Origin of the sequence: Agrobacterium sp. RAC06 (assembly GCF_001713475.1) — a bacterium.
GTDB lineage: Bacteria > Pseudomonadota > Alphaproteobacteria > Rhizobiales > Rhizobiaceae > Allorhizobium.
In genome coordinates this window covers 3,216,808-3,243,732 of sequence record NZ_CP016499.1, presented here as the reverse complement: position 1 = coordinate 3,243,732, position 26,925 = coordinate 3,216,808, and the positions used below count along the sequence as shown (strand labels likewise).

At 62.4% G+C, this 26,925-nt stretch carries 24 protein-coding genes; 7 read left to right on the top strand and 17 right to left on the bottom strand.

The genetic code is table 11. The features are described 5' to 3' along the window. The first annotated feature begins 107 nt into the window (after positions 1-107). On the top strand, positions 108-953 hold the full coding sequence (locus tag BSY240_RS15570) for an asparaginase domain-containing protein (protein ID WP_069042896.1): 846 nt from the start codon (positions 108-110) through the stop codon (positions 951-953). An 18-nt stretch (positions 954-971) separates the two neighbouring features. Here BSY240_RS15570 and BSY240_RS15565 read toward each other — a convergent pair whose 3' ends face one another. The 8 genes from BSY240_RS15565 to BSY240_RS15530 form a co-directional block, all read right to left on the bottom strand. Then, positions 972-1,316, bottom strand: a complete 345-nt coding sequence (locus BSY240_RS15565; protein WP_069042895.1) for a formate dehydrogenase subunit delta — start codon at positions 1,314-1,316, stop codon at positions 972-974. Beyond that, the gene (gene fdhD, locus BSY240_RS15560) at positions 1,309-2,139 is read right to left on the bottom strand and encodes a formate dehydrogenase accessory sulfurtransferase FdhD (protein ID WP_069042894.1); all 831 of its coding nucleotides are present in this window, start codon (positions 2,137-2,139) and stop codon (positions 1,309-1,311) included. Before fdhD ends, BSY240_RS15565 begins: the two co-directional genes overlap by 8 nt. Next, on the bottom strand, positions 2,136-5,018 hold the full coding sequence (gene fdhF / locus BSY240_RS15555) for a formate dehydrogenase subunit alpha (protein WP_069042893.1): 2,883 nt from the start codon (positions 5,016-5,018) through the stop codon (positions 2,136-2,138). The genes fdhD and fdhF overlap by 4 nt, the downstream gene beginning before the upstream one ends. A gap of 225 nt (positions 5,019-5,243) precedes the next feature. Next, positions 5,244-6,812: a formate dehydrogenase beta subunit gene (locus tag BSY240_RS15550; protein ID WP_069042892.1), complete on the bottom strand. Its 1,569-nt coding sequence runs from the start codon at positions 6,810-6,812 to the stop codon at positions 5,244-5,246. Beyond that, positions 6,809-7,288 (bottom strand): formate dehydrogenase subunit gamma, encoded by a 480-nt coding sequence (locus tag BSY240_RS15545; protein ID WP_054147620.1) that lies wholly within the window; start codon positions 7,286-7,288, stop codon positions 6,809-6,811. Before BSY240_RS15545 ends, BSY240_RS15550 begins: the two co-directional genes overlap by 4 nt. Before the next feature lie 66 nt (positions 7,289-7,354). Beyond that, positions 7,355-8,293, bottom strand: coding sequence for a LysR family transcriptional regulator (locus BSY240_RS15540; protein ID WP_069042891.1), 939 nt, complete (start codon positions 8,291-8,293; stop codon positions 7,355-7,357). A gap of 28 nt (positions 8,294-8,321) precedes the next feature. Further along, positions 8,322-8,687, bottom strand: coding sequence for an ArsR/SmtB family transcription factor (locus BSY240_RS15535; protein WP_054147618.1), 366 nt, complete (start codon positions 8,685-8,687; stop codon positions 8,322-8,324). 86 nt (positions 8,688-8,773) lie between these two features. After that, entirely contained in the window at positions 8,774-9,706 is a 933-nt protein-coding gene (locus BSY240_RS15530) for an L-lactate dehydrogenase (protein WP_069042890.1), read from the bottom strand. Between the two features lie 168 nt (positions 9,707-9,874). Between BSY240_RS15530 and BSY240_RS15525 the strand changes: the two genes are divergently transcribed. From BSY240_RS15525 to BSY240_RS15510, 4 genes are all read left to right on the top strand, one after another. After that, positions 9,875-10,801 carry a LysR substrate-binding domain-containing protein gene (locus tag BSY240_RS15525; protein WP_236759262.1) on the top strand — a complete coding sequence of 309 codons (927 nt, stop codon included), beginning with the start codon at positions 9,875-9,877 and terminating at the stop codon, positions 10,799-10,801. A gap of 101 nt (positions 10,802-10,902) precedes the next feature. After that, positions 10,903-12,327, top strand: a complete 1,425-nt coding sequence (gene aldA, locus BSY240_RS15520; protein ID WP_069042889.1) for an aldehyde dehydrogenase — start codon at positions 10,903-10,905, stop codon at positions 12,325-12,327. Between the two features lie 42 nt (positions 12,328-12,369). After that, positions 12,370-13,587 carry a mandelate racemase/muconate lactonizing enzyme family protein gene (locus BSY240_RS15515; RefSeq protein WP_069042888.1) on the top strand — a complete coding sequence of 406 codons (1,218 nt, stop codon included), beginning with the start codon at positions 12,370-12,372 and terminating at the stop codon, positions 13,585-13,587. A 9-nt stretch (positions 13,588-13,596) separates the two neighbouring features. Then, on the top strand, positions 13,597-15,216 hold the full coding sequence (locus BSY240_RS15510; protein ID WP_069042887.1) for a GMC family oxidoreductase: 1,620 nt from the start codon (positions 13,597-13,599) through the stop codon (positions 15,214-15,216). 67 nt (positions 15,217-15,283) lie between these two features. Here the strand turns inward: BSY240_RS15510 and BSY240_RS15505 are convergent, their stop codons facing one another. The 8 genes from BSY240_RS15505 to BSY240_RS15470 form a co-directional block, all read right to left on the bottom strand. Further along, positions 15,284-15,691, bottom strand: coding sequence for a F0F1 ATP synthase subunit epsilon (locus BSY240_RS15505; protein WP_069042886.1), 408 nt, complete (start codon positions 15,689-15,691; stop codon positions 15,284-15,286). Between the two features lie 69 nt (positions 15,692-15,760). Next, positions 15,761-17,224, bottom strand: a complete 1,464-nt coding sequence (atpD, locus tag BSY240_RS15500) for a F0F1 ATP synthase subunit beta (protein WP_054150424.1) — start codon at positions 17,222-17,224, stop codon at positions 15,761-15,763. 24 nt (positions 17,225-17,248) lie between these two features. Then, positions 17,249-18,127 carry a F0F1 ATP synthase subunit gamma gene (locus BSY240_RS15495; RefSeq protein ID WP_006724479.1) on the bottom strand — a complete coding sequence of 293 codons (879 nt, stop codon included), beginning with the start codon at positions 18,125-18,127 and terminating at the stop codon, positions 17,249-17,251. Between the two features lie 29 nt (positions 18,128-18,156). Further along, a complete protein-coding gene (atpA, locus tag BSY240_RS15490) occupies positions 18,157-19,686 on the bottom strand; it encodes a F0F1 ATP synthase subunit alpha (protein ID WP_006724478.1) in 1,530 nt (509 codons plus the stop codon). Next, entirely contained in the window at positions 19,686-20,252 is a 567-nt protein-coding gene (locus BSY240_RS15485) for a F0F1 ATP synthase subunit delta (RefSeq protein WP_054150422.1), read from the bottom strand. Before BSY240_RS15485 ends, atpA begins: the two co-directional genes overlap by 1 nt. A 263-nt stretch (positions 20,253-20,515) precedes the next feature. Next, positions 20,516-20,899 carry an AGROH133_08824 family phage infection protein gene (locus BSY240_RS15480; RefSeq protein ID WP_069042884.1) on the bottom strand — a complete coding sequence of 128 codons (384 nt, stop codon included), beginning with the start codon at positions 20,897-20,899 and terminating at the stop codon, positions 20,516-20,518. 112 nt (positions 20,900-21,011) lie between these two features. Then, positions 21,012-23,225, bottom strand: coding sequence for a primosomal protein N' (locus BSY240_RS15475; RefSeq protein WP_069042883.1), 2,214 nt, complete (start codon positions 23,223-23,225; stop codon positions 21,012-21,014). 60 nt (positions 23,226-23,285) lie between these two features. Continuing rightward, positions 23,286-24,182, bottom strand: coding sequence for a 1-acyl-sn-glycerol-3-phosphate acyltransferase (locus tag BSY240_RS15470; RefSeq protein WP_069044004.1), 897 nt, complete (start codon positions 24,180-24,182; stop codon positions 23,286-23,288). A gap of 142 nt (positions 24,183-24,324) precedes the next feature. On the opposite strand from BSY240_RS15470, the gene BSY240_RS15465 reads away from it, so the two are divergent. Next, on the top strand, positions 24,325-25,248 hold the full coding sequence (locus tag BSY240_RS15465; RefSeq protein WP_069042882.1) for a tyrosine recombinase XerC: 924 nt from the start codon (positions 24,325-24,327) through the stop codon (positions 25,246-25,248). 90 nt (positions 25,249-25,338) lie between these two features. After that, the gene (locus BSY240_RS15460) at positions 25,339-26,430 is read left to right on the top strand and encodes a TraB/GumN family protein (RefSeq protein WP_069042881.1); all 1,092 of its coding nucleotides are present in this window, start codon (positions 25,339-25,341) and stop codon (positions 26,428-26,430) included. Here the strand turns inward: BSY240_RS15460 and BSY240_RS15455 are convergent. Continuing rightward, positions 26,411-26,911: a DUF2867 domain-containing protein gene (locus BSY240_RS15455; RefSeq protein WP_069042880.1), complete on the bottom strand. Its 501-nt coding sequence runs from the start codon at positions 26,909-26,911 to the stop codon at positions 26,411-26,413. The two genes, BSY240_RS15460 and BSY240_RS15455, sit on opposite strands and share 20 nt — an antisense overlap. Between the last annotated feature and the right edge of the window lie 14 nt (positions 26,912-26,925).

Genomic DNA, 26,925 nt, shown 5'->3' with positions numbered 1-26,925 from the left:
TTTGAAGGGGCAGCGCTGTCAGGCGCTGCCTTTTCGCGTTCCAGGACCCGGTTGATCTCCACTTCGCACTGCCCTACCAGACGGCAACGAATCCGGGAGGCGAGACAATGAAACTGCTGCTGATCCACACGGGTGGAACGATCGGGATGGCCGAGACGCCGGAAGGGCTGGCACCCCTGAAGGGGCTCGTGGAAGAAGCGATTGCGGCACGCCTGCCCGCCGGCGCGGTTTTGACCGCTGACGTCTTCGATCCCTTGCTCGACAGCGCCGATGTGGGTCCTGCCCACTGGAACCGAATGCTGGAAACGATCCGCCGCCATCCGGATGCAGCCGTGATCATCACCCACGGCACCGACACCATGGCCTTTTCCGGTGCAGCGCTGAGCCAGGCTCTGGCGGGGGAGAACCGCCGCGTGATCCTCTGCGGCTCCATGCTGCCACTCGGGCATCAGGGCGATGCCGAGGGCAATCTCGATCTTGCGATCTCGGCTACGGCAAGCAAAGAGCCCGGCGTTTTCCTTGCCTTCGCCGGCAAACTTCTCGCGGCTGACGGCCTGGTGAAGCATGACAGCCACGAAGCCGATGCGTTTCGCGCGCAGCCGCAGGCGACACCCGACGTGCCGCAGCGTCGGACTTTTGAGGACCGAAAGCTCGCGATCCTGACGCTCTCCCCAGGCATTCCGGCAGAAGCTGTGAAGGCGATGCTAGAAAGACTGGACGGTGCGGTGCTGCGTATTTTCGGCGCCGGCACAGCGATGAACGATACCGTCCTGCTGTCGGTGCTCGCCGAAGCAGTGAAGAGTGGAAAGCGGCTGCGGGCGGTGAGCCAGTGCGAGGCAGGCGGCCTGTCACCCGGCGCCTATGCGGCCGGGACCGGCCTCTGGAGCACGGGTATCGAAAACGGCGGCACCGAGACGCCGGAAGCAGCACTCATCCATCTCTGGCTAAACTGACGGCACTTCCGTCTGGGCTCAGGCCGTCGTCTCCGGGATGCTGGGCTCCGACAGCGACTCGCCTGCGGCTACCCCTTTGCCGAAGGGTCCACCAACAGCAGCCTCCTGACCAAGACCGACGGCGGTGGCATCAGACGCGCCGGGGCGCTTGATGCTGCTGGCGGCCTCGACCACCAGCGGCAGAAAACCGGCATCGGGGACCGCCACCAACTCATGGAAGCGGCGGCGCATGCGGACCTCCCAGAACTTGTTGATATGCGTAGCCACCCCCTCCGCACGCACCTCTTCCGGTTGCGACAGGAAAAAGGTGGCGATCTGGTTCGCCATGCGGATCAGCTTGGCGTCGGTGCCGGTTTCAGACATGCAGCGGTACTCCCTCGGCCACCCGGTCGGGCCGGGTGAAAATCTCGAAATCCTCGTCGCGCGCAATGCCGATCAAGGTGATCCCGGCCTGCGCGGCCGTGCGAATGGCAAGCGCTGTCGGCGCGGAAATGGCAATCAGCACGGGCGCACCGAGCGCTGCCGTCTTCTGCACCATCTCGACGGACAGACGGCTCGTGACCACGACCGCACCCTGGGCAGGATCCCAGCCGCCGATGACAACGGCACCGACGAGCTTGTCCAGCGCATTGTGGCGACCGACATCTTCACGGATCGCGACAAGCCCTTGCCTCAGGCTGTAGAAGCCGGCGCCATGTACGGCGCGTGTCTGGCGGTTCAGATCCTGCCGCGCCGTCAGCTGCGCCATGGCCTGGGAAACGTCACGGGCAGACATGCTGAAGCCGTCGTCAGCGACAGGCTTCACCGCACGGCTTGCCTGCTCGATCGACTCGATGCCGCAGAGCCCGCACCCGACGGGGCCGGCCATGCGCCGACGCCTGGCAACCAACGCTTCCGCAGTCATCTCCTTCAGCGTCACCTGGACGTCGATGCCCTCGCCCGCCTCAATGGCCTCGATCGATACCACGTCCTCGGCCCCCGCGATGATGCCCTCGGCGAGCGAAAAGCCGACGGCGAAATCCTCGAGATCATCGGGCGTCGCCATCATCACGGCATGGGTGGAGCCGGCATAGGAAAAGGCGATCGGCACCTCCTCCGGCACGAGCCGGCTGCTGGCCGAGACGCGCCCGTGGCTCGCCTTCAGCCCGCCGACAATCCTTGCCGTGGAGCCGATCACATCGCTCATTCCGCCGCTTCCAGCTTGCCTGCAATGCGCCGCGAACGACGGCTCAGCTCCTCATACTCCTCCTGCCATTCGGTCGGGCCGTTCGACGGCGAGACCTGCACGGCGGTCACCTTGTATTCCGGGCAATTGGTTGCCCAGTCGGAGAAGTCCGTGGTGATGACATTCGCCTGCGTGTTCGGGTGGTGGAAGGTCGTGTAGACCACGCCCGGGGCCACGCGATCGGTGATCAGGGCGCGCAGCGTGGTGTCGCCGGAGCGGCTGGCGAGCTTGATCCAGTCGCCATCCTTGACGCCGCGCAGTTCGGCATCATGCGGATGAATCTCCAGCCGGTCTTCCTCATGCCAGACACTGTTTTCCGTGCGCCGCGTCTGTGCGCCGACATTGTATTGCGAGAGAACGCGACCGGTGGTCAAAAGCAGCGGGAAGCGCGGGCCGGTGCGCTCGTCCGTTGGCACATATTCCGTGCGGATGAACTTGCCCTTGCCGCGCACGAAGCCGTCGACATGCATGATCGGCGATCCCACAGGGAATTTCTCGTTGCAGGGCCACTGCACCGAACCCATCTTTTCGAGATAGTCGTAGGAGACACCGGCAAAGCTCGGCGTGGTTGCGGCGATCTCGTCCATGATCTGAGACGGATGGCTATAGTTCCACGAAAGCCCCATGGCCTGGGCGAGCTTCTGTGTCACTTCCCAATCCGCATAGCCATTCTTCGGGCTCATCACTTTGCGCACGCGGTTGATGCGGCGCTCTGCATTGGTGAAGGTCCCGTCCTTTTCGAGGAAGGTCGAGCCCGGCAGGAAGACATGGGCGTAGTTCGCCGTTTCGTTGAGGAAGAGGTCGTGCACGACGACGCATTCCATGGCGGCAAGTCCTGCCGAGACGTGCTTCGTGTCGGGGTCGGACTGCAGGATGTCCTCGCCCTGGATATAGATGCCCTTGAACGAGCCATCGACGGCGGCATCCAGCATGTTGGGGATGCGCAGGCCCGGCTCGTTGCTGAGCTCGACGCCCCAGAGCTTTTCGAAGGTCTCGCGCGTCGCATCGTCGGACACGTGGCGATAGCCGGGCAGTTCATGCGGGAAGGAGCCCATGTCGCAGGAGCCCTGGACATTGTTCTGGCCGCGCAGCGGGTTCACGCCGACGCCGGGACGACCGATATTGCCGGTGACCATCGCAAGGTTGGCAATCGCCATGACGGTCGTCGAGCCCTGGCTGTGTTCGGTGACACCAAGGCCATAATAGATCGCGCCATTGCCGCCGGTGGCAAACAGGCGGGCGGCACTCCGCAGCTCTGCCGCGGGTACTCCGGTGAACTTTTCCGTTTCCTCCGGCGAATGTGCTGGGTCGGAGACGAAACCGGCCCAGTCCTCGAACTCCGACCAGTCGCAGCGCTCGCGGATGAAGCGCTCGTCGAACAGGCCTTCGGTGACGATGACATGAGCAAGTGCCGTCAAGACGGCGACATTGGTGCCGGGCTTCAGAGGCAGATGGTGGGCCGCCTCGACATGCGGGGTGCGAACCAGATCGATGCGGCGCGGGTCGATGACGATCAGCTTCGCCCCCTGGCGGAGACGCTTCTTCAGCCGCGAACCGAAGACGGGGTGACCATCGGTCGGATTGGCGCCGATGACGACCACGACGTCGGAATGCTCGACCGAATCGAAGTTCTGCGTGCCGGCAGACGTGCCAAAAGCCTGGCCGAGACCGTAACCGGTCGGCGAGTGGCAGACGCGGGCGCAGGTATCGACATTGTTGTTGCCGAAGCCGGCGCGGATCAGCTTCTGGACCAGATAGGTCTCTTCATTGGTGCAGCGCGACGAGGTGATGCCGCCGATGGCTTCACGGCCATACTGGTACTGGATGCGCTTGAACTCGGAGGCGACATGGGCATAGGCCTCTTCCCAGGTCACTTCCCGCCAGGGATCGGAGATCTTCTCGCGGATCATCGGGTTGAGGATGCGGTCCTTGTGGCTGGCATAGCCATAGGCGAAGCGGCCCTTGACGCAGGAATGGCCGCGATTGGCCTGGCCATCCTTCCAGGGCACCATGCGCACGAGCTCTTCGCCGCGCATTTCGGCCTTGAAGGAACACCCGACGCCGCAATAGGCGCAGGTGGTGACGGCCGAATGCTCCGGCTGGCCGATGGCGATGACGGACTTTTCCGTCAGCGTCGCAGTCGGACAGGCCTGAACGCAGGCGCCACAGGAGACGCATTCCGACGAGAGAAACGCTTCGTGCGCGCCGGGTGACACACGGCTGTCGAAACCGCGGCCCTCGATGGTCAGCGCAAACGTACCCTGCACCTCTTCGCAGGCCCGCACGCAACGCGAACACACGATGCATTTCGACGGATCATAGGTGAAATAGGGATTGCTCTCATCCTTCGGCATCCACTGGGCATTGATGCCACCCTCGGCAGACCGCGCCTTCACATGATTTTCGCCCTCATAGCCGTAGCGCACATCGCGCAGACCCACGGCACCGGCCATGTCCTGCAGCTCGCAGTCGCCATTGGCCGCGCAGGTCAGGCAGTCCAGCGGATGGTCGGAGATGTAGAGCTCCATCACGCCCTTGCGGATGGCCTTCAGGCGCTCCGTCTGGGTGTGGACGACGATGCCGGGTGCCACGGGCGTGGTGCAGGAGGCGGGCGTGCCGTTGCGGCCTTCCACCTCGATCAGACAGAGGCGGCAGGAGCCGAAGGCATCGACCATGTCAGTCGCGCAGAGCTTCGGCACCTGAATGCCGGCCTCCATCGAGGCGCGCATGATAGACGTGCCCTCGGGCACCGTGATTTCGCGTCCGTCGATGGTGAGCGTCACCAGTTTTTCCGAGCGCGAGGCGGGCGTGCCGTAGTCGATTTCAGGAACGAGGGGCATGGAGGGCCTCCTGGAGAGCGTGCATGACGTGATGACAATGACGGGCAGAGCGCAGGCGGGACCTCTTCTCCCCAGCGGGGAGAAGGTGGCGCGTAGCGCCGGATGAGGGGCTAAGCGTCAGCGCAAGCGGCCCCCTCATCGCCTCACTGCGTTCGGCACTTCTCCCCGCTGGGGAGAAGAGGGAGCCAGATCCGGCAGCCTCGTCAGTTTCTCGAAGACAACAACTCATTCCGCAGCCTCCCGAACCGGTGCCGGCGCGAAATCTTCCGGGAAATGCGTCATGGCGCTCATGACAGGATAGGGCGTGAACCCTCCCAGCGCACAGAGCGAGCCGAACTTCATGGTGTTGCAAAGGTCTTCCAGCAACACCTTGTTCTTCTCCGGCTCGATGCCGCGGGCGATCTTGTCGACCGTCTCGACGCCGCGTGTCGAACCGATGCGGCAGGGCGTGCACTTGCCGCAGCTTTCGACCGCACAGAACTCCATGGCGAAGCGCGCCTGTTTCAGCATGTCGGCGGTATCGTCGAAGACAACCACGCCAGCATGGCCGATCAGGCCACCGGCGGCGGTGAAAGCCTCATAGTCGAAGATGGTGTCGAACAGCGAGGGCGGGAAATAGGCGCCGAGCGGCCCGCCAACCTGCACGGCCTTGACCGGACGCCCGGAGATCGTGCCGCCGCCAATCTCGTTGATCAGCTGGCCGAGCGGCAGACCGAAGGCGGTCTCATAGAGGCCGCCATGCTTGAGATTGCCGGCGAGCTGGATCGGGATCGTGCCATGCGAACGGCCAACGCCGAAGTCGCGGTAGAACTGCGCACCGCGATCCATCATGACCGGGATGGAGGCGAGCGACATGACGTTGTTGACGACGGTGGGCTTGCCGAACAGGCCCTGAAGCGCGGGCAGCGGCGGCTTGGCGCGCACCACGCCGCGTTTGCCTTCGAGGCTGTTGAGCAGCGAGGTCTCCTCGCCGCAGACATAGGCGCCAGCCCCCATGCGCACTTCCATGTCGAAAGCGTAGCGCGAGCCCATCACCGAGGCACCGAGGATGCCCGCAGCCCTAGCAATCTCGATTGCCTCTTCCATCATGGCAATGGCATGCGGATATTCGGAGCGGGTATAGACATAGCCCTTGGTGGCGCCGACCGCGATCCCGGCAATCGCCATGCCTTCGATCAACACGAAGGGATCGCCTTCCATGATCATCCGGTCGGCAAAGGTACCGCTATCGCCCTCGTCGGCATTGCAGACGATGTATTTCTGGTCGGCCTTCGCATCCGCGACCGTCTTCCACTTGATGCCGGTCGGGAAGCCTGCACCACCACGACCGCGCAGGCCGCTGTCAGTGACCTGTTTGACGATCTCGGTCGGTGCCATCGCGATGGCATTGGCGAGGCCTTTCAGGCCCTGATAATGGCGGTAGTCATCGAGCGACAGCGGATCAGTGACGCCGCAGCGGGCGAAGGTCAGCCGCGTCTGGCCCTTGAGGAAGGGAATGTCCTGGGTCAGGCCATGGCCAACCGGATGCTCCCCGCCATCAAGGAAGCCGGCCTCGAAGAGGGAAGGCACATCGGAGGCCCTGACCGGACCATAGGCGATGCGGCCCTTGTCGGTGCGCACCTCGACCAGCACTTCCAGCCACAGCATACCACGCGAGCCATTGCGCACGATGGTGACGTCAAGGCCGCGTACCCTGGCTTCGCGTTCGATGGCAGCCGCCACCTTGTCGGCACCGACGGCAAGCGCTGCCGCATCGCGGGGGACGAAGACAACGACGGTTTCTGGGACGCTCATGAGCGCACCTCCGCCAGAATGTCGCTAAGACAGTGTTCGTCGAGCCGCGCATGCAGCTCACCGTCGAGCATCGCGGCAGGCGCCTGGGCACAGAGGCCGAGACAGAAGACGGGTTCGAGGGTGACGGCACCGTCAGGCGTCGTCTGGTGCCAGTCGATGCCGAGCTTGGCCTTGATCTTGTCCGCAAGAGGCTCGCAGCCCATCGACTGGCAAGCCTCGGCGCGACAGAGCTTTAGAACGTGTCGCCCAGCCGGTTGAGCGCGGAAATCGTGGTAGAAGGTGATCACGCCATGCACCTCGGCGCGCGACAGGTTCAGCGCGCTGGCGATGATCTGCTTGGCGATCTCAGGGATATAGCCGAATTCCTCCTGCACACGGTGCAGGATCGGCAGCATCGGCCCCTCCAGATGCTGCAACTCGGCGATCACAGCCGAAATGCGGGCGGAGACGTCATCCGCAGCCACACGAATATTCATCGAAATCCTCCTCACCCGCCGAGCTCTGGTGGGGTCGTTCATCGGAAGATGATGATGGTTCTGATGTCAGGAGGTCAATACGGCGCTTCCGTCGATCGATAGAAGATTTCTATCGAAGGCATTAGAGGCTGCCAGCAAGCGCGCCTCATGCAACAGGCCGGAGACCAAAGGAGTAAAAGGCTCGCGGTGGGTAGCGACCAGCCCCACCAGATGCTCGGCCTCGGGTGCGGTGATCGGGATCATCCGGATCTCCTCGCCGAAACCGAAGGACTCAGCGACGTTCTTCGGCATGATCGACGCCCATTTGCCGGTGCGAATATGGGAGAACAGCACGATCATCGAATTGGATTCGAGCGTCGGCTTCGGCGTCACACCGGCCTCTGCCATGTGCTGGTTGATGATCCGCCGGTTCTGCATGTCGGCGGTCAGAAGACAGAGCCTGAGATCGGCCACCTCGCTCCAGGTGATGCTGTCACGATCGGCAAGCGGCGTGCCGACACCGGTGATCAGGTGATAGCGCTCGGAATAGAGGGGCACGCTGGTGACGCGCCCCAGCGGCTCATTGTCGAGATAGGTAATGCCGGCGTCGATCTCGAGATTTTCGAGCAGGCTCAGAACCTGCAGCGAGGTGCGCGACAGGACGGAAAAGGTCACGTCCGGATGACGGGCCTGAAAGGGTTCGGTGAGCTTCTGCACCATGGCAAGCGCCGTCGGAATGACCGCAAGCCGGATATGGCCGGCCAGACCACGCCGCGCCGCCCGCATTTCTTCGCGCATGGTGCGGGTATCACCAACAATCCGCCGCGCCCATTCGAGCACCCGCTGGCCTTCCGGGGTGAGGCCGAGAAAGCGCGAGCCGCGCTGGACAAGCATGACGCCGAGCTGCTCTTCGAGTTGCCGGATGCCGGCCGACAGTGTCGGCTGCGTCACGCCGCATTCCTCGGCTGCGCGGCCGAAATGCTGCTGGCGGGCAAGCGCGATGAAGAATTCCAGCTTGTCGATCATGCACCGCCCCTTCGATGCCCTCTCGGGCTTACGCCTCGCTGAGCGCCGCCGCCTGGCTGATCGTGACGGGTGTCGGGCCGCAATACATCTTGTAGAGCACGGAGATCAGTTCGGCGAGTTGTGGATCGGCGATCCGATAGTAGATCTGGCGTCCTTCGCGGCGGGTCTGGACGACCTTCTCGCCTCTGAGTCGCGCGAGTTGCTGGGAAACTACGGCCTGCTGGATGCCAAGGAACTGTTCGATTTCGGTGACCGTCTTCTCGCCCTGGCAGAGCATGCAGAGCATCAACAGACGCGTCTCGTGCGATAGCGCCTTTAAAAGCCCGCTGGCGGCGCGCGCCTTGAGCAGGAAATCATCGAGAGCCTCAGGGGTGAGTGGCGGCGTTTCGTTCATCAAGTGATCCAGAAATCGGGGCGCAGTATCTGATCGTCACGGCGCTTCTGCGCCTGCATATCCTGGCATTATATAGGCAGTTCCCCCTATAAAGGAATGGCGTCGGCTCGTTCCTTCAAAAGCGACGCGCTGCGGTTCAAGGCCGCATACTCCTCGTCGTCGAGATCGGGAAAAAGATCGACGACGACACCTTCTGCGCCAACCACGCGCGGGATCGATAGGGCGACATCCCGAATGCCCGCCACTTCCGGCGTTGCAATGGAAACGGACAGCACGTCGCGCTGATCACGGGCGATCGCCTTGACGATGCGGGCAAGGCCCGCGCCGATGCCGTAATAGGTGGAGCCCTTGCCGTTGATGATCTTGTAGGCAGCGTTGCGCACACCGTCGTCGATCTGCGCGCGCACGTCCTCCGTCAGCGGCGAGCCGACCTGGGCGGCGAAAGAGGACAAAGAGACGGAGCCTGCACGGGCACTCGTCCAGGCGAGAACCTCGCTGTCACCATGTTCGCCGAGCACATAGGCATGCACCGATTGCGGGGAAATCCCGAGATGGCGGCCGACGAGACTGCGGAAACGCGCGGTGTCGAGAATGGTGCCCGAACCGATCACGCGGCGCGGATCGATGCCGGAAAGCCGTGTGGTGATCTGGGTCATGATATCGACAGGGTTGGAGGCGATCAGCAGGATCGCATCCGGTGCGACCGGCAACACCTCGGCAAGCACGGAACGGAAGACGGCTGCGTTGCGCTCCAGAAGCTCGAGGCGTGTTTCGCCGGGTTTCTGGCTCACACCGGCGGAGAGGATGACCACACCCGCGCCCTCAAGATCCCGATACTGTCCGGCATTCACGATGGTCGAGGACATGAACGGAACCGCATGGGCAATGTCTTCCGCCTGCGCGATGGCGAGTGCCTCATTGCGATCGATGAGCACGATCTCGCTGGCAAGCCCCATCAGCGCCAGCGCATAACCCGCCGAGCTGCCGACCATTCCCGCACCCACGATACCGACCTTCATGCCGATTCCCCCGAAAGCATAAAATTCTGGATCCTTATCTCATCGGTCACCCGACACTTTCAATCAGCTATACCGGAAAGCATGACACATTCGCGTCAAAACTGCATGGCGCAGGTCTGTGGCCTCTGATTTAATCATCAAAGGCTCATAGGAGCATCACGAGGGATCATGAGACGACTGCCGGCGCTATCCGCGATGAAGGTATTTGAGGTGGTCGGTCAGACCCGCAGCTTCACGCGTGCAGCGGAATTGCTGAACCTCACCCAGAGCGCCGTCAGCCGTCAGGTGCGCAATCTCGAGGAGCAGCTCGGCGAGCCCCTTGTCATCCGCAGGCACCATCACCTGGAACTGACGCCGTCCGGTACAGAATTGCTCGCCTCGCTGCAGCAGGCTTTCCACACGGTGGAGATGACGGTCCGCAATATTCGCGAGAAGAGCAACAAGCGCCGTCTGCGGATCAACGTGCCGCCGACATTTGCCAAACGCTGGCTGATGCCACGCCTGACGAGCCTCCGAGCCATCCTGCCCGACGTCGATCTGAGCATCACCACAGACCTCGAAGACAATCTTTCCGAACGGGGGATGCTCGACTGCTCCATCCGCTTCGGTGATGGGGAATGGCCAAGCCTCAAGTCGGAACGCCTGTTTACCGAACGGCATATTGCCGTCTGCGCTCCCGACCTTTTGGCGGACTTGCGCGACGGAGAGGCCATCGACCTTTCCCACTTCACATTCCTCCATGTTCTGGCCTCCGCCGACCAGCGTTATCTCACCTGGCAGCGCTGGCTCGACGCGGCGGGCATGACGGAAACCGACACGCAGGGCGGACTGGAATTCGATCTTCTCGACCTCGTCATCGAAGCCGCATGCAATGGACTGGGCGTTGCAGTGGCGGACCGCTCAATGGTGGCGCCCCTGATGCAGACGGGTGCCCTCACCCAGGTTCTGGACGTCGAAGTCGAGGGGCATGAGTCCTACTGGCTTGTGACTCGAACCGACAGCGCACAATCCCCGCATGTCGGAGCGTTCAGACGCTGGCTGAGCCAGGAAATCGACGGAAGCTCCGTGGCCCTGCTGAGGCAAGCGAGCGCCTGAAACATTCCTTTTTGGAATGCTCAACCCGACAATAAGTCGCTTGCGAAGAGGCAAGCCCGGCTTCCTACTTGGGCAGACTGTCCGTTGTCGGAGTGCCTGCCATGTCTACCTTCCAGAACTTCATTGCCGGATCGTTTCGCGAGACGGGGCCACGCCAGACGATCGAGGTGAAGAACCCCGCCAATGGTCGGGTCTTTGCGTCGGTCACCTCGGCGACCGAAGCCGATGTCATCGAGGCGGTGGACGCTGCCGCTGTTGCCCAGAAACCCTGGGGCCGCCTGCCGGCCATCGAGCGCGGCAATGCACTCCGCCGGCTCGCCGATGCCATCGAGCGCCATCAGCAAAAGATCGGCGCAGCACTGGCGCAGGAATCCGGCAAGAGCCTTGACGATGCCGTGGCCGAAACCGGCTACGGTGTTGAGCTGATGCGCTACCATGCCGAATGGGCGCGCCGCGTCGAGGGCGAGGTGATCGAGAGCGATACGCCGGATGAAACGCTGATGCTGAAGCGTGCACCGATCGGCGTCGTCGCCTGCCTGATCCCCTTCAACTTCCCTGTTTACACGCTGGTACGCAAGATCGCGCCGGCTCTGATCACCGGTAATGCCGTGGTCGTGCGCCCGAGCAACAACACGCCGACATCGGCCTTCGTCTTCGCCGAAGCGATCAAGGAAGCAGACCTTCCCGCAGGCCTCGTCAGCATCATGGCCATGAGCCACGAGGTGGCCCAGGTGATGGCGACGCGCCGTGAGGTCGGCATGATCACCCTGACCGGCAGCGTTGCCGCCGGTCAGACGGTTCTGGAATACTGCAAGGCCAACATCGCCAAGCCCTCACTGGAACTCGGCGGCAAGACGCCTGTCATCATCGAGCCGGATGCCGATCTCGACGTGGTGACGAAAAGCGTGCTGGCCGCCAAGACGGCCCATTGCGGCCAGGTCTGCACCTCCGTCGAGCGGCTTTACGTGCATGCCTCCGTGCATGGCACGCTTCTGGAAAAGCTCAAGGACGCCTTCGAACGCCGCCACTATGGCGACCGCGCCGAGGACCCGACCCTCATGGGACCGCTTGCCAATGCCGCAGCCCGCCTGCGTGTCCATCACATGGTCGAACGGGCCAAGGCCGATGGCGCGGTGATCGAGACGGGTGGCTTCCTGCCCGCAGGCGACGGCTATTTCTATCCGCCGACGCTTCTCTCCGACTGCCGCCAGGACATGGATATCGTTCAGGAGGAAGTCTTCGGGCCGGTGCTGGCGGTGATCCCCTATACCGATTTCGATGATGCGCTTGCCATGGCGAGTGACCACCAGTTCGGCCTCGCCTCGGTCGTCTTCACCGAGAACTACCGCAAGGTGATGAAGGCCGCGAACGAGATCGAGGCGGGTGAACTCTATATCAACCGCTTCCCGGCCGATCCCTACCAGGGCTACCACGCCGGCTGGAAGCGCTCCGGCCTCGGCGGCGACGACGGCAAACACGGCATGCTGGAATTCACCCAGACGCGCCTCGTCATTCTCAAACACTGATCACCAATTAGCCGGCTCAAGAATTCTTCATCGGAGGCATCCATGAAAGTCGCTTCGCTCAAGACACATGTTGTCGCAACGCCCGCGCCGCATATCGGCGGCATGTACTGGATCTTCATCGAGCTTGAGACAGCTTGCGGCATCACAGGCGTCGGTGAAATCTATTCGACCGCCTTCCATCCCTCAGGCATCGCGGTCCTCGTCGAAGACGTCTTCACCCGCTATCTTGAGGGTCACGATCCGCACCAGATCGAACGCTTCTGGCGCGCGGCCTATTCGAGCGGCTTTACCCAGCGACCGGATCCGACCATGGTCGGGATCATCTCGGGTCTCGAAATCGCCTGCTGGGACATCATCGGCAAGGCAGCCGGACGACCGGTCGCCGATCTGCTCGGCGGCCCGGTCCACGACAAGCTGCGCGCCTATACCTATCTTTATCCGAAGAATTCAGCCGGAGAATACGACTACAATGATCCGGATCTTGCCGCCGAAGAGGCGATCCGCATGGTCGAGGCCGGCTTCACCGGTCTGAAATTCGATCCGGCCGGCCCCTACACCAATTATTCCGGTCACCAGCTGTCGCTGCCGGTCATGGATCGTTGCGAGGAGTTTTGCCAGAAGATCCGTGATGCCATCGGCAACCGCGCCGACATCCTCTTCGGCACCCACGGCCAGATGGTGCCCTCCTCCGCCATCCGCCTGGCGAAGCGGCTGGAGAAATACGATCCGCTCTGGTTCGAGGAGCCCGTTCCGCCCGGCCAGGAAGCGGCCATGGCGGAAGTCGCCCGCGCCACCTCGATCCCCGTCTCGACGGGTGAGCGGCTGACCACGAAATACGAATTCCAGAGAGTATTGCAGCTTGGCTCTGCCTCCATCCTGCAGATGAATGTCGCTCGCGTCGGCGGCTTGCTGGAGGCGAAAAAGATCGCCGGGATGGCCGAGTCCTTTTATGCACAGATCGCGCCGCATCTCTACAACGGCCCGGTCGGAGCGGCGGCGTCGATCCAGCTTGCGGTAACCTGCCCGAACTTCCTCATCCATGAGGCGATCATGGATTTCGGCGGCTTCCACGCCGAGGTGCTGAAGACAAAGCTCGGCTTCGACGACGGCTACCTCATCCCCTCGCGCGAGCCGGGTCTCGGCATCGAACTGAACCACGAGGTCATCGCGAGGCACACGCCCTATACCGGCGACCGGCTGCATCTGCAGATGGCGGCGGAGCATGCAGACGTGAAAGCCTTCGCACCGGCCAAGGGCTGAGGATATCCCATGATCTTCGATTTCATCGTGGTCGGTGCAGGCTCGGCAGGCTGCATCGTGGCCAGCCGCCTGAGCGAAAGCGGGCGTCATTCCGTGCTGCTCATCGAGGCCGGTGGCGAGGACAAGTCCTTCTGGTTCAAGATCCCGGTCGGCTACGCCAAGAGCTACTACAATCCCAAGGTCAACTGGATGTACCGCACTGAGCCAGAGGCAAACCTCGGTGGGCGGCGGATCTACGCCCCGCGCGGCAAGGTGCAGGGCGGCTCCGGCTCGATCAATGCCATGGTTTTCGTGCGGGGTGCGGCAGAGGATTTCGACGACTGGCGGGCCGCCGGCAATCCCGGCTGGGGCTTCGATGACGTGCTGCCTTTCTTCCGGAAGCTGGAAACCCATGCCCGTGGCGAAAGCCGCTGGCATGGCGGAAGCGGCCCGATCCATGTGACACCGATGCGTGGCGCCACGCATCCGGTAAGCGACGCCTTCCTCGATGCCTGTAATGAGCTCGGCATCCCGCTCAACGAGGATTTCAACGGCGAGACGCTTGAAGGGGCCGGCGTCTACGACGTCAATACAAGGCGCGGCCAGCGTTCGCATTCCAGCGCCGAATATCTGCGCCCGGCGCTCAAACGACCAAACCTGACGATCGAGCGCGAGGCCCATGCAAGGCGTTTGCTGGTAGAGGCGGATGGCAGGGTGTCGGGCATCGAGGTCATGCAGCATGGCCGGCTGCGTAGCTTCAGCGCCCGCCGCGAGGTGATCCTGGCAGCTGGTGCCGTCGACACCCCGAAACTGATGCAGCTTTCAGGCTTCGGCGACGGAGCAACCCTGTTTGCCCATGCCATCGAGACCCGCAAACATCTGCCGGCCGTCGGCCAGAACCTGCAGGATCATCTCTGCGCCAGCTTCTACTACCGTTCGAAACAGCCCACACTGAACGGCGATTTCGCAAGCCTCATTGGCCAGGCGCGCTTCGGTCTGACTTGGCTCCTGAAACGCAGCGGCCCCTTCGCGATGAGCGTGAATCAGGCCGGCGGCTTCTTCCGGGGATCAGCTGAGGAGACACGGCCAAACATTCAGGTCTACTTCAACCCGCTGTCCTATAGGATCCCGGACAGTCCTAGAGCCCGCCTGACACCGGAGCCCTACCCAGGCTTTCTGATCGCATTCAATGCCTGTCGTCCGACCAGCAAAGGCACGATTTCCATTGCCTCGCCCGACGCTTCAGACGCTCCGCTCATTCGACCAAACTACCTGTCAACGCAACGGGATATCGATGAAGTTCTGCAGGGGAGCCGGCTGATGCGCCGCATCGCGGACGCGCGCGCGCTGGACGGCTGGGTGGAGGAGGAAGTGTCACCATCCAAGGCTGCCGATACAGATGCGAAACTACTCGACTATTTCCGTCTCAACAGCGGCTCGATCTACCACTTGTGCGGCACCTGCGCGATGGGGACAGATCCATACGAGGCTGTGGTGGATGCCCGCCTCAGGGTCCATGGTGTCCCAGGCCTGCGCATCGTCGATGCCTCCATCTTCCCCAACATTACCGCCGGCAACATCAACGCCCCGACCATGATGGTCGCGGAAAAGGGGGCCGCGATGATCCTGGAAGACGCCGTCTCAGCCTGACATCAGCGCATGAAAAAAGCCGGACCTAAGGGCCCGGCTTCAATCTTTGTCAGCCGTCAGCAGCCGATCAGGCGGCAACAAGAACGCCGTTCAGGTTGGTGAGCTCGGCGAGATACTGCTCGAGCTTGGTGCGGTGCTCGTGGTGCTCGACACCTTCCAGTTCCTTGCGGGCTTCGTCGATGCGCTTGGTCAGCGTGTCGGGCGAGATTTCCGAAAGCGGAACGGCGGATTCGGCAAGCAGTGTGCAGCCGGTCGGCAGGACGTCGGCAAAACCGCCGAAGACCACATACTTGGACACCTGACCGGAAGCGAGCTTGACGCTCACCACGCCCGGCTTGATGGTCGTCATGGTCGGCGCATGATTGGCCATGACGGTCATTTCGCCTTCCGTTGCCGGAATGACGACTTCGATCACCTGTTCGGAGAGCAGAAGACGCTCGGGCGAAACGAGCTCAAAGTTGAAATTGTCGGCCATGGTCGTTCACTTCTCTGATGAAGGATGGAGCGGCACGCGGGTCATCCCGCGTGCCGGCAGTCCCTGTACTTAGGCAGCTTCGGCAGCCAGGCGCTTGGCCTTCTCGATGGCTTCCTCGATGGAGCCGACCATGTAGAAGGCGGCTTCCGGCAGGTGGTCGTAGTCGCCGTTGACGAGGCCCTTGAAGCCCTTGATCGTGTCTTCGAGTGCGACCAGCTTGCCCGGCGAACCGGTGAAGATTTCAGCAACAAAGAACGGCTGGGACAGGAAGCGCTCGATCTTACGGGCGCGGGCAACCGTCATCTTGTCCTCTTCGGACAGTTCGTCCATGCCGAGGATGGCGATGATGTCCTGAAGCGACTTGTAGCGCTGCAGAGTCGTCTGAACCTTACGAGCGATCTCGTAGTGCTCTTCGCCGACAACCAGCGGGTCAAGCATGCGCGAGGTCGAGTCGAGCGGGTCAACAGCCGGGTAGATACCCTTTTCGGCGATCGAGCGCGACAGAACCGTCGTTGCGTCCAAGTGGGCGAACGAAGTGGCCGGAGCCGGGTCGGTCAAGTCGTCGGCGGGAACGTAGATGGCCTGAACCGAGGTGATCGAACCCTTGGTCGTGGTGGTGATGCGTTCCTGCATCTGACCCATGTCGGTAGCAAGCGTCGGCTGATAACCAACTGCCGACGGGATACGGCCGAGCAGAGCCGACACTTCGGAACCTGCCTGGGTGAAGCGGAAGATGTTGTCGACGAAGAACAGAACGTCCTGGCCCTTGTCGCGGAAGTCTTCAGCGATCGTCAGACCGGTGAGAGCAACGCGAGCGCGGGCGCCCGGCGGTTCGTTCATCTGGCCGTATACGAGCGCAGCCTTGGAGCCTTCGCCGCCGCCGTGCTTGTTAACGCCGGACTCGATCATCTCGTGGTAAAGGTCGTTGCCTTCGCGGGTACGTTCACCCACGCCTGCAAACACGGAGTAACCGCCGTGTGCCTTCGCAACGTTGTTGATCAGTTCCATGATCAGAACGGTCTTGCCAACGCCGGCGCCGCCGAACAGGCCGATCTTGCCGCCCTTGGCGTAAGGTGCGAGCAGGTCGACGACCTTGATGCCAGTGACGAGGATCTGCGATTCCGTCGACTGTTCGACGTAAGCAGGCGCTTCCTGGTGGATCGAACGACGGCCTTCGGTGACGAGCGGACCGGCTTCGTCAACCGGCTCGCCGATGACGTTCATGATGCGGCCGAGCGTTTCCGGACCAACCGGAACGGTGATCGGAGCGCCCGTGTCGCTGACCGGCTGGCCGCGGACGAGACCTTCAGTCGAGTCCATGGCGATCGTGCGGACCTGGTTTTCGCCGAGGTGCTGCGCGACTTCGAGAACGAGGCGGTTGCCGCCGTTATCGGTTTCCAGCGCGTTCAGGATCGGGGGCAGTTCGCCTTCGAATGCGACGTCGACGACGGCGCCGATGACCTGCGTAACCTTGCCGAGAGCACCAGCTGCGGACTTCACCGCCTTAGACTTGGGGGTAGCTGCCTTAGCCATGTATCTTACCCTCTTTCCTTAACCTCAGAGCGCTTCCGCGCCCGAAATGATTTCAATGAGTTCCTTGGTGATCTGTGCCTGACGCTGACGGTTGTAGGAAAGTGTCAGCTTGTTGATCATCTCACCGGCATTGCGTGTCGCATTGTCCATGGCGCTCATCTTGGCGCCCATTTCACCCGCGACGTTTTCGAGCAGGGCCCGGAAAATCTGAACCGAGATATTGCGCGGGATGAGATCTTCGAGAATCCCGGCCGCATCCGGCTCGTATTCGTAGAGTGCCGATGCACCACCCTGCGGAGCAGCCTCGGCCGGAGCGGCCGGGATGATCTGCTGGGCGGTCGGGATCTGGCTGATCACCGACTTGAACTCGGAATAGAACAGCGTGCAGACATCGAATTCGCCGCGGTCGAACATACCGATGACCTTGCGACCGATGGCATCCGCATTGGTGAAGCCGACACGCTTCACTTCGCGCAGATCCGTACGTTCGACGATCAGGCCGGCGAACTCGCGGCGCAGGCTGTCGTAGCCCTTCTTGCCGACGCAGAAAATCTTGACCGTCTTGCCCTGAGCCAGGAGCTTGCGCGCATGGTCACGGGCGAAACGGGCGATCGACGAGTTGAAACCGCCGCACAGACCACGCTCGGCAGTGCAGACGACGAGCAGATGCACGTCGTCCTTGCCGGTGCCGGTCATCAGGCGGGGTGCGCTGTCGTCCGAACCCACGGCTTGCGCGATGTTGGCCAGGACGACACCCATGCGCTGCGAGTACGGGCGAGCAGCCTCGGCCGCTTCCTGCGCACGACGCAGCTTCGCCGCGGCGACCATTTTCATCGCCTTGGTGATCTTCTGCGTCGCCTTGACGGAGGCGATCCGGTTTTTCAGATCCTTTAGTGAAGGCATCCGTTATCCGTCCTTGGCTTGAGCCTGAATTAGGCGAAGTTCTTCGCGAAGCTATCGAGGGCGGCCTTGAGCTTGCCCTTGGTGTCGTCGCTGATCGCCTTGTCGGTGCGGATCGCGTCCAGGATCGCCTTGCCTTCCGAGTGGAGGTAGGAGAGGAGACCCTGTTCGAACTTGCCAACCTGGTTGACCGGAACCTTATCGAGGTAGCCGTTCACGCCAGCGAAGATCACAGCAACCTGCTCTTCCGTCTTGAGCGGAGAGAACTGAGCCTGCTTCAGGAGTTCCGTCAGACGGGCACCACGGTTCAGCAGGCGCTGGGTGGCGGCGTCGAGGTCGGAACCGAACTGGGCGAAGGCGGCCATTTCGCGATACTGGGCGAGCTCACCCTTGATCGAGCCGGCAACCTGCTTCATCGCCTTGATCTGCGCGGCAGAACCAACGCGCGAAACCGACAGACCGACGTTAACGGCCGGACGAATGCCCTGATAGAACAGGTCGGTTTCAAGGAAGATCTGACCGTCGGTGATCGAGATGACGTTGGTCGGGATAAAGGCCGAAACGTCGTTACCCTGGGTTTCGATAACCGGCAGAGCGGTCAGCGAGCCGGCACCGGCAGCGTCGCCCATCTTGGCGGCGCGCTCGAGCAGGCGGGAGTGGAGATAGAAAACGTCGCCCGGGTAAGCTTCGCGGCCCGGAGGGCGACGCAGCAGGAGCGACATCTGACGGTAGGCAACGGCCTGCTTCGACAGGTCGTCGTAAGCGATCAGGGCGTGCTGGCCGTTGTCGCGGAAGTATTCGCCCATGGCGCAGCCGGCGAACGGTGCGAGATACTGCATCGGAGCCGGGTCCGAAGCGGTGGCGGCAATGATGATCGAGTACTGGAGGGCGCCGCGCTCTTCGAGGATCTTGACGAACTGGGCGACGGTCGAACGCTTCTGGCCAACAGCGACGTAGACGCAGTAGAGCTTGTCGTTATCAGGGCCATTGTCGTGGATCGGCTTCTGGTTCAGGAAGGTGTCCAGAATGATCGCGGTCTTGCCGGTCTGACGGTCACCGATGACGAGCTCGCGCTGGCCACGGCCAACCGGGATGAGGGCGTCGATGGCCTTGAGGCCGGTCGACATCGGCTCATGAACCGACTTGCGCGGGATGATGCCCGGAGCCTTCACGTCGACGCGCGAACGGCGGGTCGCGTTGATCGGGCCCTTGCCGTCGATCGGGTTGCCGAGAGCGTCAACGACGCGGCCGAGCAGTTCCGGACCAACCGGAACGTCTACGATGGCGCCGGTCCGCTTGACGATGTCGCCTTCCTTGATGCCGCGGTCGGCACCGAAGATAACCACACCGACGTTGTCGGCTTCGAGGTTGAGCGCCATGCCGCGGATGCCGCCCGGGAACTCGACCATTTCGCCGGCCTGAACGTTGTCGAGGCCATAGACGCGGGCGATACCGTCACCGACGGACAGAACCTGGCCAACTTCAGAGACTTCTGCCTCTTTGCCGAAGTTCTTGATTTGATCTTTAAGAATTGCGGAAATTTCCGCGGCGCGGATATCCATCAGCCAACCTCTTTCAGTGCAAGCTTAAGGGTGGAAAGTTTGGTGCGAAGGGACGTGTCGATCTGGCGGGAGCCGATCTTGACGATCAGGCCGCCGAGCAAAGACGGATCGACCGTGACGGAGATCGAAACTTCCTTGCCGGTAACGCCCTTCAGCGCCGCTTTCAGTTCGGTTTCCTGCTCTGCCGAAAGGGCATGAGCAGACGTGACGTCAGCCGTCATCTCACCCTTGTGACGGGCGAGGATCTGGCGATAGGCAGCCACCATGCCGGGAACGGCAAACAGGCGACGATTGCTTGCAACGACCTTCAGGAAGTTCAACACCAGCGCGTTGAAACCGGCCTTTTCGCCGATCGCGCTGATAGCCTTGACCTGGTCTTCGGCCGTGAAGACGGGCGACTGTACCAGGCGCTTCAGATCGGCGCTTTCGTCGATCATCGCCTGGAAACGGTTGAGATCGGCGGCGACGGCGTCAAGCACGCCGGCTTCGAGCGCAAGCTCGAAAAGCGACGATGCGTAACGCTCCGCCACGCCTGAAATCACTTGGGATGCGTCTGCCACGGGCAAAAAATTCCCTGATCTTGATCCAGGGGGCCGGACACCTCGATTGAGGCCTCTCAAGCTCCTGATATCGTTTTGTTTTTCCCCAAAAACACAAGCATGCTGCACTTGCGTTTTCCGAATTTCGCGGTTCGTCTAGCATAGCAGGTCTAGACTCGCAACACGCGTATTAACGGTTTGATCCTTCAGAGCAAGGCCTTGGAGCTTTTTTTGTCCGAAACTGCGTCAAATTGACGAGATATCGGCTGAGCCCGTTCGAAAAGCGAAGATCAAGCCAGACCAAAGACATAGGCGAGGGTGAGGGAAGCGATGACCGCCTGCACAACCAGGAGGAGAAGGTTGCGCCAGGTGCTGCCCTGGTCGGACATGATGGACAGGACCCGGGCGAAGGCCGAAAGCCCGACGGCGGCGCCGAAAGCCAAGTAGACGGTCGGCTGGGCAAGCAGCAGCGCGGTCCCGGCAAAGCCGACGATCAAGCCGCCGATCGATCGCGCGGCTCCGAGCCCTTCCGGGCGGCCTTCTGCTGGAACAAGCGCAAGCGCCTTCAGGGTGAGGCCTGGGGCAAAGAGCACAAAGCATCCGATGAGCGCTGCGACAGAAGCCGCAAGAAAGGCGAGCTGCTCGCCGAGTTCGATGGGAAAGTAGAATTCCATGGATCAACCCGCTTGGAAACAAACCGCGCGGCTTATGCCACGAAACGCGCGGCTGCGGTATGGCTCCGAGCCCTAATTCGCAGGTGATGCGACGCAATCTTTACCGATCAGCTCAAAGGAAGCTCTGCGGATCGACATCCACCTGCACCTGGATCGACCGTCGTTCTTTCGGCCCGCGCTCAAGCATGCTTCGGACGAAGGCCTGCATGTCGCTGTTGCGGCGGCCATGGACGAGCAGTCGGAAGCGATGGCGACCACGGATGAGCGCAAGTGGCGCTTCGGCGGGACCGAGGATCATGATGCCGCTTTCATGGGGCGCAGCCTGTCGCAGCCCGCGCGCATGCCCCTCGGCCTCGGCGCGGCTATCGGCCGAGACGATAATCGAAACGAGACGACCGAAAGGCGGCAGTTGCGCCCGCTCGCGCTCCAGTATTTCGCGCTCATAGAAGGCGGCGGCATCACCCGAGATGATCGCCTGCATGACGGGATGCTGAGGCTGGAACGTCTGCAACAGACCAAGGCTCTTGCGCCCGGTACGGCCGGCACGACCCGTCACCTGCGAGAGCAGCTGGAATGTCCGTTCGGCAGCACGCGGATCGCCATTCGACAGACCGATATCGGCATCGATGATGCCGACCAGCGTCATCAGCGGGAAATTATGCCCCTTCGCCACGAGCTGCGTACCAATGACGATGTCGGCCTCGCCATTGGCGATCGCCTCGAGTTCGAGCCGCAATCGCTTGACCCCGCCGATATCCGACGAGAGCACCAGCGTCCGCGCATCGGGAAAGTGTTTCTCCACCTCTTCGGCGATGCGCTCGACCCCCGGGCCGCAGGCGACCAGATGATCGAGTGTCCCGCATTCCGGGCAGGCGTTCGGCGTCGGCTCATGATAGCCGCACTGGTGGCACTGGATCTGGCCGCGAAAACGATGCTCGACCAGCCAGCTCGAACATTGCGGGCACTGGAAGCGATGGCCGCAGACCCGGCAGAGGGTCAGCGGCGCATATCCTCGTCGATTGAGGAAGAGCAGCGCCTGTTCGCCGCGCTCCACCGCCTTGCCAACGGATCGCAACAGGATCGGCGACAGAAAGCCGCCCCGTTCGGGCGGCGCACGCCGCATGTCGATGAGGTGCAGATCCGGCATCGCGGCATCGGCAAAGCGGGTCGGCAGATGGATGCGGGTATAGCGGCCGGCGATACAGTTGACCTGACTTTCAACCGACGGCGTGGCCGAGACGAGCACGACCGGGAAGTTCGCGATGCGCGCCCGCACAACGGCCATGTCCCGCGCATTATAGAAGACGCGGTCTTCCTGCTTGAAGGCGGGGTCATGCTCTTCGTCGACGATGATGAGCCCAAGGTTCTCGAAAGGCAGGAAGAGCGCCGAACGCGCACCGGCGACAACCCGGATCTCGCCGGTCGCGACCTGACGCCAGACCTTTTCGCGCGTGCGCGTCGCGAGATCCGAATGCCATTCCCCGGGCTTGGAGCCGAAGCGATCCTGGAAGCGCTCGAGGAAGTTGGCAGTGAGCGCGATTTCCGGCAGCAGGATCAGCACCTGCTTGCCCTGTTTCAGCGTCTCGGCAATCGCCTCGAAATAGACCTCCGTCTTGCCGGAGCCTGTCACGCCATCGATCAGGGAAACGGCAAAGCCACCCTTGCGCAGACTGTCGAGGATCTCTTCCGCCGCTTCCTTCTGCGGACCGGCGAGACGGTTCTCCGCATAGTCAGGATCGGGAGCCGCAACCAGCGGCGGCGGCGGCAGGAAGACCTGTTCGAACACCCCCTGTTTGACGAGACCGTCAATGACGCTGGTCGAGACGCCGCTCGCATGAGCAAGCCCGCTCTTCGTCCAGGAGAGACCATCGGCCGCCATCTCCAGAACCTTCTGGCGCGCAGGCGTCAGACGCTCCGGCTCATATCCGGCATAGCGCAGCCCCTCGATCATCGGTTCGGGATCGAAGGCGGCAGGCGCCCGAAGCGCCATGCGGGCCACATAACCCGGTGGAGAGAGCGTGTAGGCAGCCACCCAGTCGAGGAAGGTACGCATGTCCTGGTCGAGCGGTGGGCAGTCGAAGACCTTGGTGATTTCCCTGAGCTTCTTCGGATCAACTGATGTGTCCTCGCCGCCGTCCCAGACCACACCGATCACCTGTCGCGGCCCAAGCGGCACCTGCACGATCGCGCCCGGCTCCACCGTCAGCTCATCGGGCACCGCGTAGCTGTAGGCCGTTGGTGCTGGCATGGGAACGAGCACCGGCACCACCTTGCGGCGCGGTGTTTCGAACAGTTCTCCGAACAGGCTTTTCGAATCGTCCTTCATCGGGCTGCAACTTGCCCCCTGAGGATCGGAAAGAAAACAGGCTTTATGTAAGGGGAGAGATCAGCGGAAACTGCGGTCGGGATCGGCCGGCAGCCGATGGACCGTGAAGTCTTCCAGCGCCTTGGTCACCTCGGCGGGATCGCCGTCGAGAGCCTCGACCGGAATCAGATTGCCGACGGTGAAATCGAAGCGACCGCCGCGCTTGTTGAGAAGCTCGTAGAAGACGGTCATGTCGCGCAGTTCTGTCGACCAGCGGGCGAACCAGTAGAACAGGCCGGAATTGCGCGCCTTCATGTTCACCGGCAGAATCGGCAGATTGTATTTGCGCGCAAGCGAAATCGCAGACGTCTTCCAGGGCCGCTCGTTCAGCTTGCCTTCGTCCCAATAGGCGATGCGGCCCGAGGGAAAGAGGATGGTCGCCCTGCCCTCTTCCACGGCCCGCGTGGTGAGCTTCAGCGTTTCCCGCGCCTTCAGCTTCGACTTGTGCTCCTCGCGCCATTCGACCGGAATGATGATCTCGGCGAGACGCGGATTGACCCTGACCGCATCGCGGTTGGCAAAGAAGGTCATGTCGGGACGGCGATCCTTGAGCAGATCATACATCGCCACCCCGTCGGCGATCCCCGTCGGATGGTTGCTGACCAGGATGAAGCCGCCGGATGGGGGCATGCGGTCGGCATGCCGCACCTGGATATCGAGACGCAGCGCAGCGCTCAGGTAGTCAAAGACCTGCGGACCCGGAAGATTAGCGACATCATTGGCGAACTGGATCGCCTTGTCATAGCGCAGCACGCTATAAAGAAAGGGTCGCATGACGGGCCAAAGGGGATGCTCGACGAGCTTCTGACCGCGCTCGGCGATCAGCGTGTCGACGATATGTCCGGGGCGCCCGTGAGACAGGAGCGACAGGGTGTCGGTGACGCTCGCGAAAGTGGAGACGGGAGAGCGGCGCATCAGCATTTACCTCGCCAGAGTTCCAGAGGGTTTCTGGCAGCGATTTGTGATCCGGTCATGACAGCCCCGATATTCGTCTTTCGTTAACCCTCCCGCGCCATCGTGAGCCGGGTGGTCAACACTCAAAAACGCAAAAGGCGCCCAATTGATCCCGGCAGACGAAAAACTTCTTGGCGAACGTGCCACCTGGCTGGAGAGCCTGGGCGCTGAGCGCCGGCTGTCGGCCAATACGCTCGATGCCTATGAACGCGACACCCGGCAATTCCTGCAGTTTTTGTCCGCCCATGTCGGCGGCACCGTGAAGATCGACGATATTAAGGCGCTGCGCCCGGCCGACCTGCGCGGCTTCCTGGCCCATCGCCGCAAGGAAGGGGCAGGCGCCCGGTCGCTTGGCCGTCATCTGGCGGGCCTCCGCTCCTTCCTGCGCCATCTGGAGCGCAAGGGCCTCGTCAATGCCGCAGGTGCAAGCGCGATCCGATCTCCGAAGCAGCCGAAATCCCTGCCCAAGCCACTCAGCGGCCGCCAGGCGCTCACAGTGGTCGCCGTGGACACGCAGATGAACGAAGAGCCCTGGATCGCGGCGCGCGATGCAGCGGTGCTCTCGCTTCTCTATGGCTGCGGTCTGCGTATCTCCGAGGCGCTTGGCCTGACGCCCGAGGTATTCGAGGGCAGGCCGAAGAGCCTGCGCATCACGGGTAAAGGTGGCAAGATGCGACTGGTGCCGCTGCTTCCCGTCGTCATGGAGGCCGTGGAAAACTACTACAAGCTCTGCCCCTATCATCTGGAACCCGGCGCTCCGCTTTTCCGAGGCGCCCGGGGCGGCCCGCTTCAGCCAGCAATCATCCAACGCGAGATGCAGAAGCTGCGCTCGGCACTTGGCCTGCCGGATTCAGCCACACCCCATGCCCTGCGCCACTCCTTCGCGACCCATCTTCTCGGCAGCGGCGGCGACTTGAGGACGATCCAGGAGCTGCTCGGCCATGCGAGCCTCTCGACCACACAGATCTACACCGGTGTCGACAGCGCACGGCTTTTGGACATCTACGATCGCGCCCATCCCCGCGCCTGACGTGTCTCGATCGCACCCGCGTTAACCAAGATCCTTAATCGAACGTGAGGGCGATCGCTTCTATTCTCCGGACTTCTGACAGGAGACGACATGAACGCGCATCGCCTTTTATCGCTGCGGCCGCACCTGCCGCGCCTTTCACCGTCTGAAATCGGTCTCTGGATCGCAGGCGTGCTGCCGCTCGCCCTCGTCGTCCTCCTGCTCGCCACCCTCCTTGCAGTCAGCCCGGCGCGCGCTTCCGATGTCGCCTGCCATGGCGAGAACCTGCTCGTGGCGATGGAAAAGGAAAAGCCGGAAGAGCTCGCGAAGATCCGCGCCGAAGCCGCCAAAATACCGAATGGCCAGGGGATCTTCTGGAAGGTTGAGAAGGCAGGCCTGCAGCCCTCCTACCTGCTCGGCACCATGCATGTCACCGATCCCCGCGTTCTGACCATGCCGAACGGCGCCCGCGAAGCGGCTGCAGCCGCAGATGTGGTCGTCATCGAATCAGACGAGATCCTCGACGAGCAGAAGGCCGCCGCTTCGCTGCTCATGCATCCCGAACTGACAATGTTCACCGATGGCAAGTCGGTGAAGGACCATCTTGACGCTGAAGAACTCCAGCGATTGGAAGCCGGGCTGAAGCAGCGTGGCCTGGCGCTAGGTGCCGTCGCCAAGATGAAGCCATGGATCCTGGCGAGCTTCGTGGCGCTCCCGGCATGCGAACTTTCCCGCAAGGCAGCCGGCGCCTCCTTCCTGGACAAGAAGATCGCCGAAGATGCCGTGGCTGCGGAGAAGCCGGTTGCCGGCCTTGAAACGCTGGTCGAGCAGCTGGAAGCCATGGCCGACCTACCGGTCGATTTTCATTTCAAGGCGTTGATCGAAACGATCGAACTCGGCGACAAGATGGAGGACGTCATTGAAACCATGACGGAGCTCTATCTCGCCGGTGACATCGGCATGACCATGCCCTTGCTGAAAGTCGTCGCCCCCACCGCCGCCGGTGAAGACGAGAGCGCCTACGCCGCTTTCGAGACCCGCATCGTCCGAGATCGCAACCTGGTCATGGCCGAAGGTAGCAAGCAGCACCTGGAAAAAGGAAACGCCTTTATCGCCGTCGGCGCGCTGCATCTGCCGGGCGAAGAAGGTCTGGTCGAATTGCTGCGCGGCCAGGGCTACACCGTTACGCGGATCGACGGCTAGGGTCTTTCGAAGCGGCAAAGCGCTTCAGGAAGGTCTTCACGATCAGCTTGTGGAACGGCGTGACGAAGAGGATGTAGATCCGGCCGAACAGATTGTGCCGCTTGACGAGCGTCGTCAGCGACACATGCTGATGACCGGCGCCCTCCGGCTCCACGGCGACGATGATCCTGAAGTCGAGATGCTTATCGTTGAAGCCAAGCAGCACATGCTGTTCATCCTGCGCCAGAACCGGAAAGCCGCCGATGCGATCCTGACCGGTCAACTCTAACTCTGCTGATTTCAAGCCGAAGAGACCGACGATCCGATTGCGGATCTTGAGCAGAGCGCCGACCCAGCGCGGCGCCCGCCCCATAAGCTCGCTCGCAACCTCCATCGGAACGAGATCGTTTCGATCGAGGCGGACACTGTAGCTGTCGGCCCAATCGGCATTGGCAAGGTCAGGATGCGGGAGCACGACACGCTGTTCGACCACAACACCCATACTGTCCCCCTTGG

Coding starts and splice junctions, on each gene's coding strand:
- BSY240_RS15535 (WP_054147618.1), bottom strand. CDS start 8,687: ATGAACGAAACGCCGCCACTCACCCCTGAGGCTCTCGATGATTTCCTG.
- BSY240_RS15525 (WP_236759262.1), top strand. CDS start 9,875: ATGAGACGACTGCCGGCGCTATCCGCGATGAAGGTATTTGAGGTGGTC.
- BSY240_RS15455 (WP_069042880.1), bottom strand. CDS start 26,911: ATGGGTGTTGTGGTCGAACAGCGTGTCGTGCTCCCGCATCCTGACCTT.
- fdhD (WP_069042894.1), bottom strand. CDS start 2,139: ATGAGCGATGTGATCGGCTCCACGGCAAGGATTGTCGGCGGGCTGAAG.
- BSY240_RS15495 (WP_006724479.1), bottom strand. CDS start 18,127: ATGCCTTCACTAAAGGATCTGAAAAACCGGATCGCCTCCGTCAAGGCG.
- BSY240_RS15570 (WP_069042896.1), top strand. CDS start 108: ATGAAACTGCTGCTGATCCACACGGGTGGAACGATCGGGATGGCCGAG.
- fdhF (WP_069042893.1), bottom strand. CDS start 5,018: ATGCCCCTCGTTCCTGAAATCGACTACGGCACGCCCGCCTCGCGCTCG.
- aldA (WP_069042889.1), top strand. CDS start 10,903: ATGTCTACCTTCCAGAACTTCATTGCCGGATCGTTTCGCGAGACGGGG.
- BSY240_RS15540 (WP_069042891.1), bottom strand. CDS start 8,293: ATGATCGACAAGCTGGAATTCTTCATCGCGCTTGCCCGCCAGCAGCAT.
- BSY240_RS15545 (WP_054147620.1), bottom strand. CDS start 7,288: ATGAATATTCGTGTGGCTGCGGATGACGTCTCCGCCCGCATTTCGGCT.
- BSY240_RS15510 (WP_069042887.1), top strand. CDS start 13,597: ATGATCTTCGATTTCATCGTGGTCGGTGCAGGCTCGGCAGGCTGCATC.
- BSY240_RS15460 (WP_069042881.1), top strand. CDS start 25,339: ATGAACGCGCATCGCCTTTTATCGCTGCGGCCGCACCTGCCGCGCCTT.
- BSY240_RS15530 (WP_069042890.1), bottom strand. CDS start 9,706: ATGAAGGTCGGTATCGTGGGTGCGGGAATGGTCGGCAGCTCGGCGGGT.
- BSY240_RS15505 (WP_069042886.1), bottom strand. CDS start 15,691: ATGGCCGACAATTTCAACTTTGAGCTCGTTTCGCCCGAGCGTCTTCTG.
- BSY240_RS15475 (WP_069042883.1), bottom strand. CDS start 23,225: ATGAAGGACGATTCGAAAAGCCTGTTCGGAGAACTGTTCGAAACACCG.
- BSY240_RS15565 (WP_069042895.1), bottom strand. CDS start 1,316: ATGTCTGAAACCGGCACCGACGCCAAGCTGATCCGCATGGCGAACCAG.
- atpA (WP_006724478.1), bottom strand. CDS start 19,686: ATGGATATCCGCGCCGCGGAAATTTCCGCAATTCTTAAAGATCAAATC.
- BSY240_RS15480 (WP_069042884.1), bottom strand. CDS start 20,899: ATGGAATTCTACTTTCCCATCGAACTCGGCGAGCAGCTCGCCTTTCTT.
- atpD (WP_054150424.1), bottom strand. CDS start 17,224: ATGGCTAAGGCAGCTACCCCCAAGTCTAAGGCGGTGAAGTCCGCAGCT.
- BSY240_RS15515 (WP_069042888.1), top strand. CDS start 12,370: ATGAAAGTCGCTTCGCTCAAGACACATGTTGTCGCAACGCCCGCGCCG.
- BSY240_RS15550 (WP_069042892.1), bottom strand. CDS start 6,812: ATGAGCGTCCCAGAAACCGTCGTTGTCTTCGTCCCCCGCGATGCGGCA.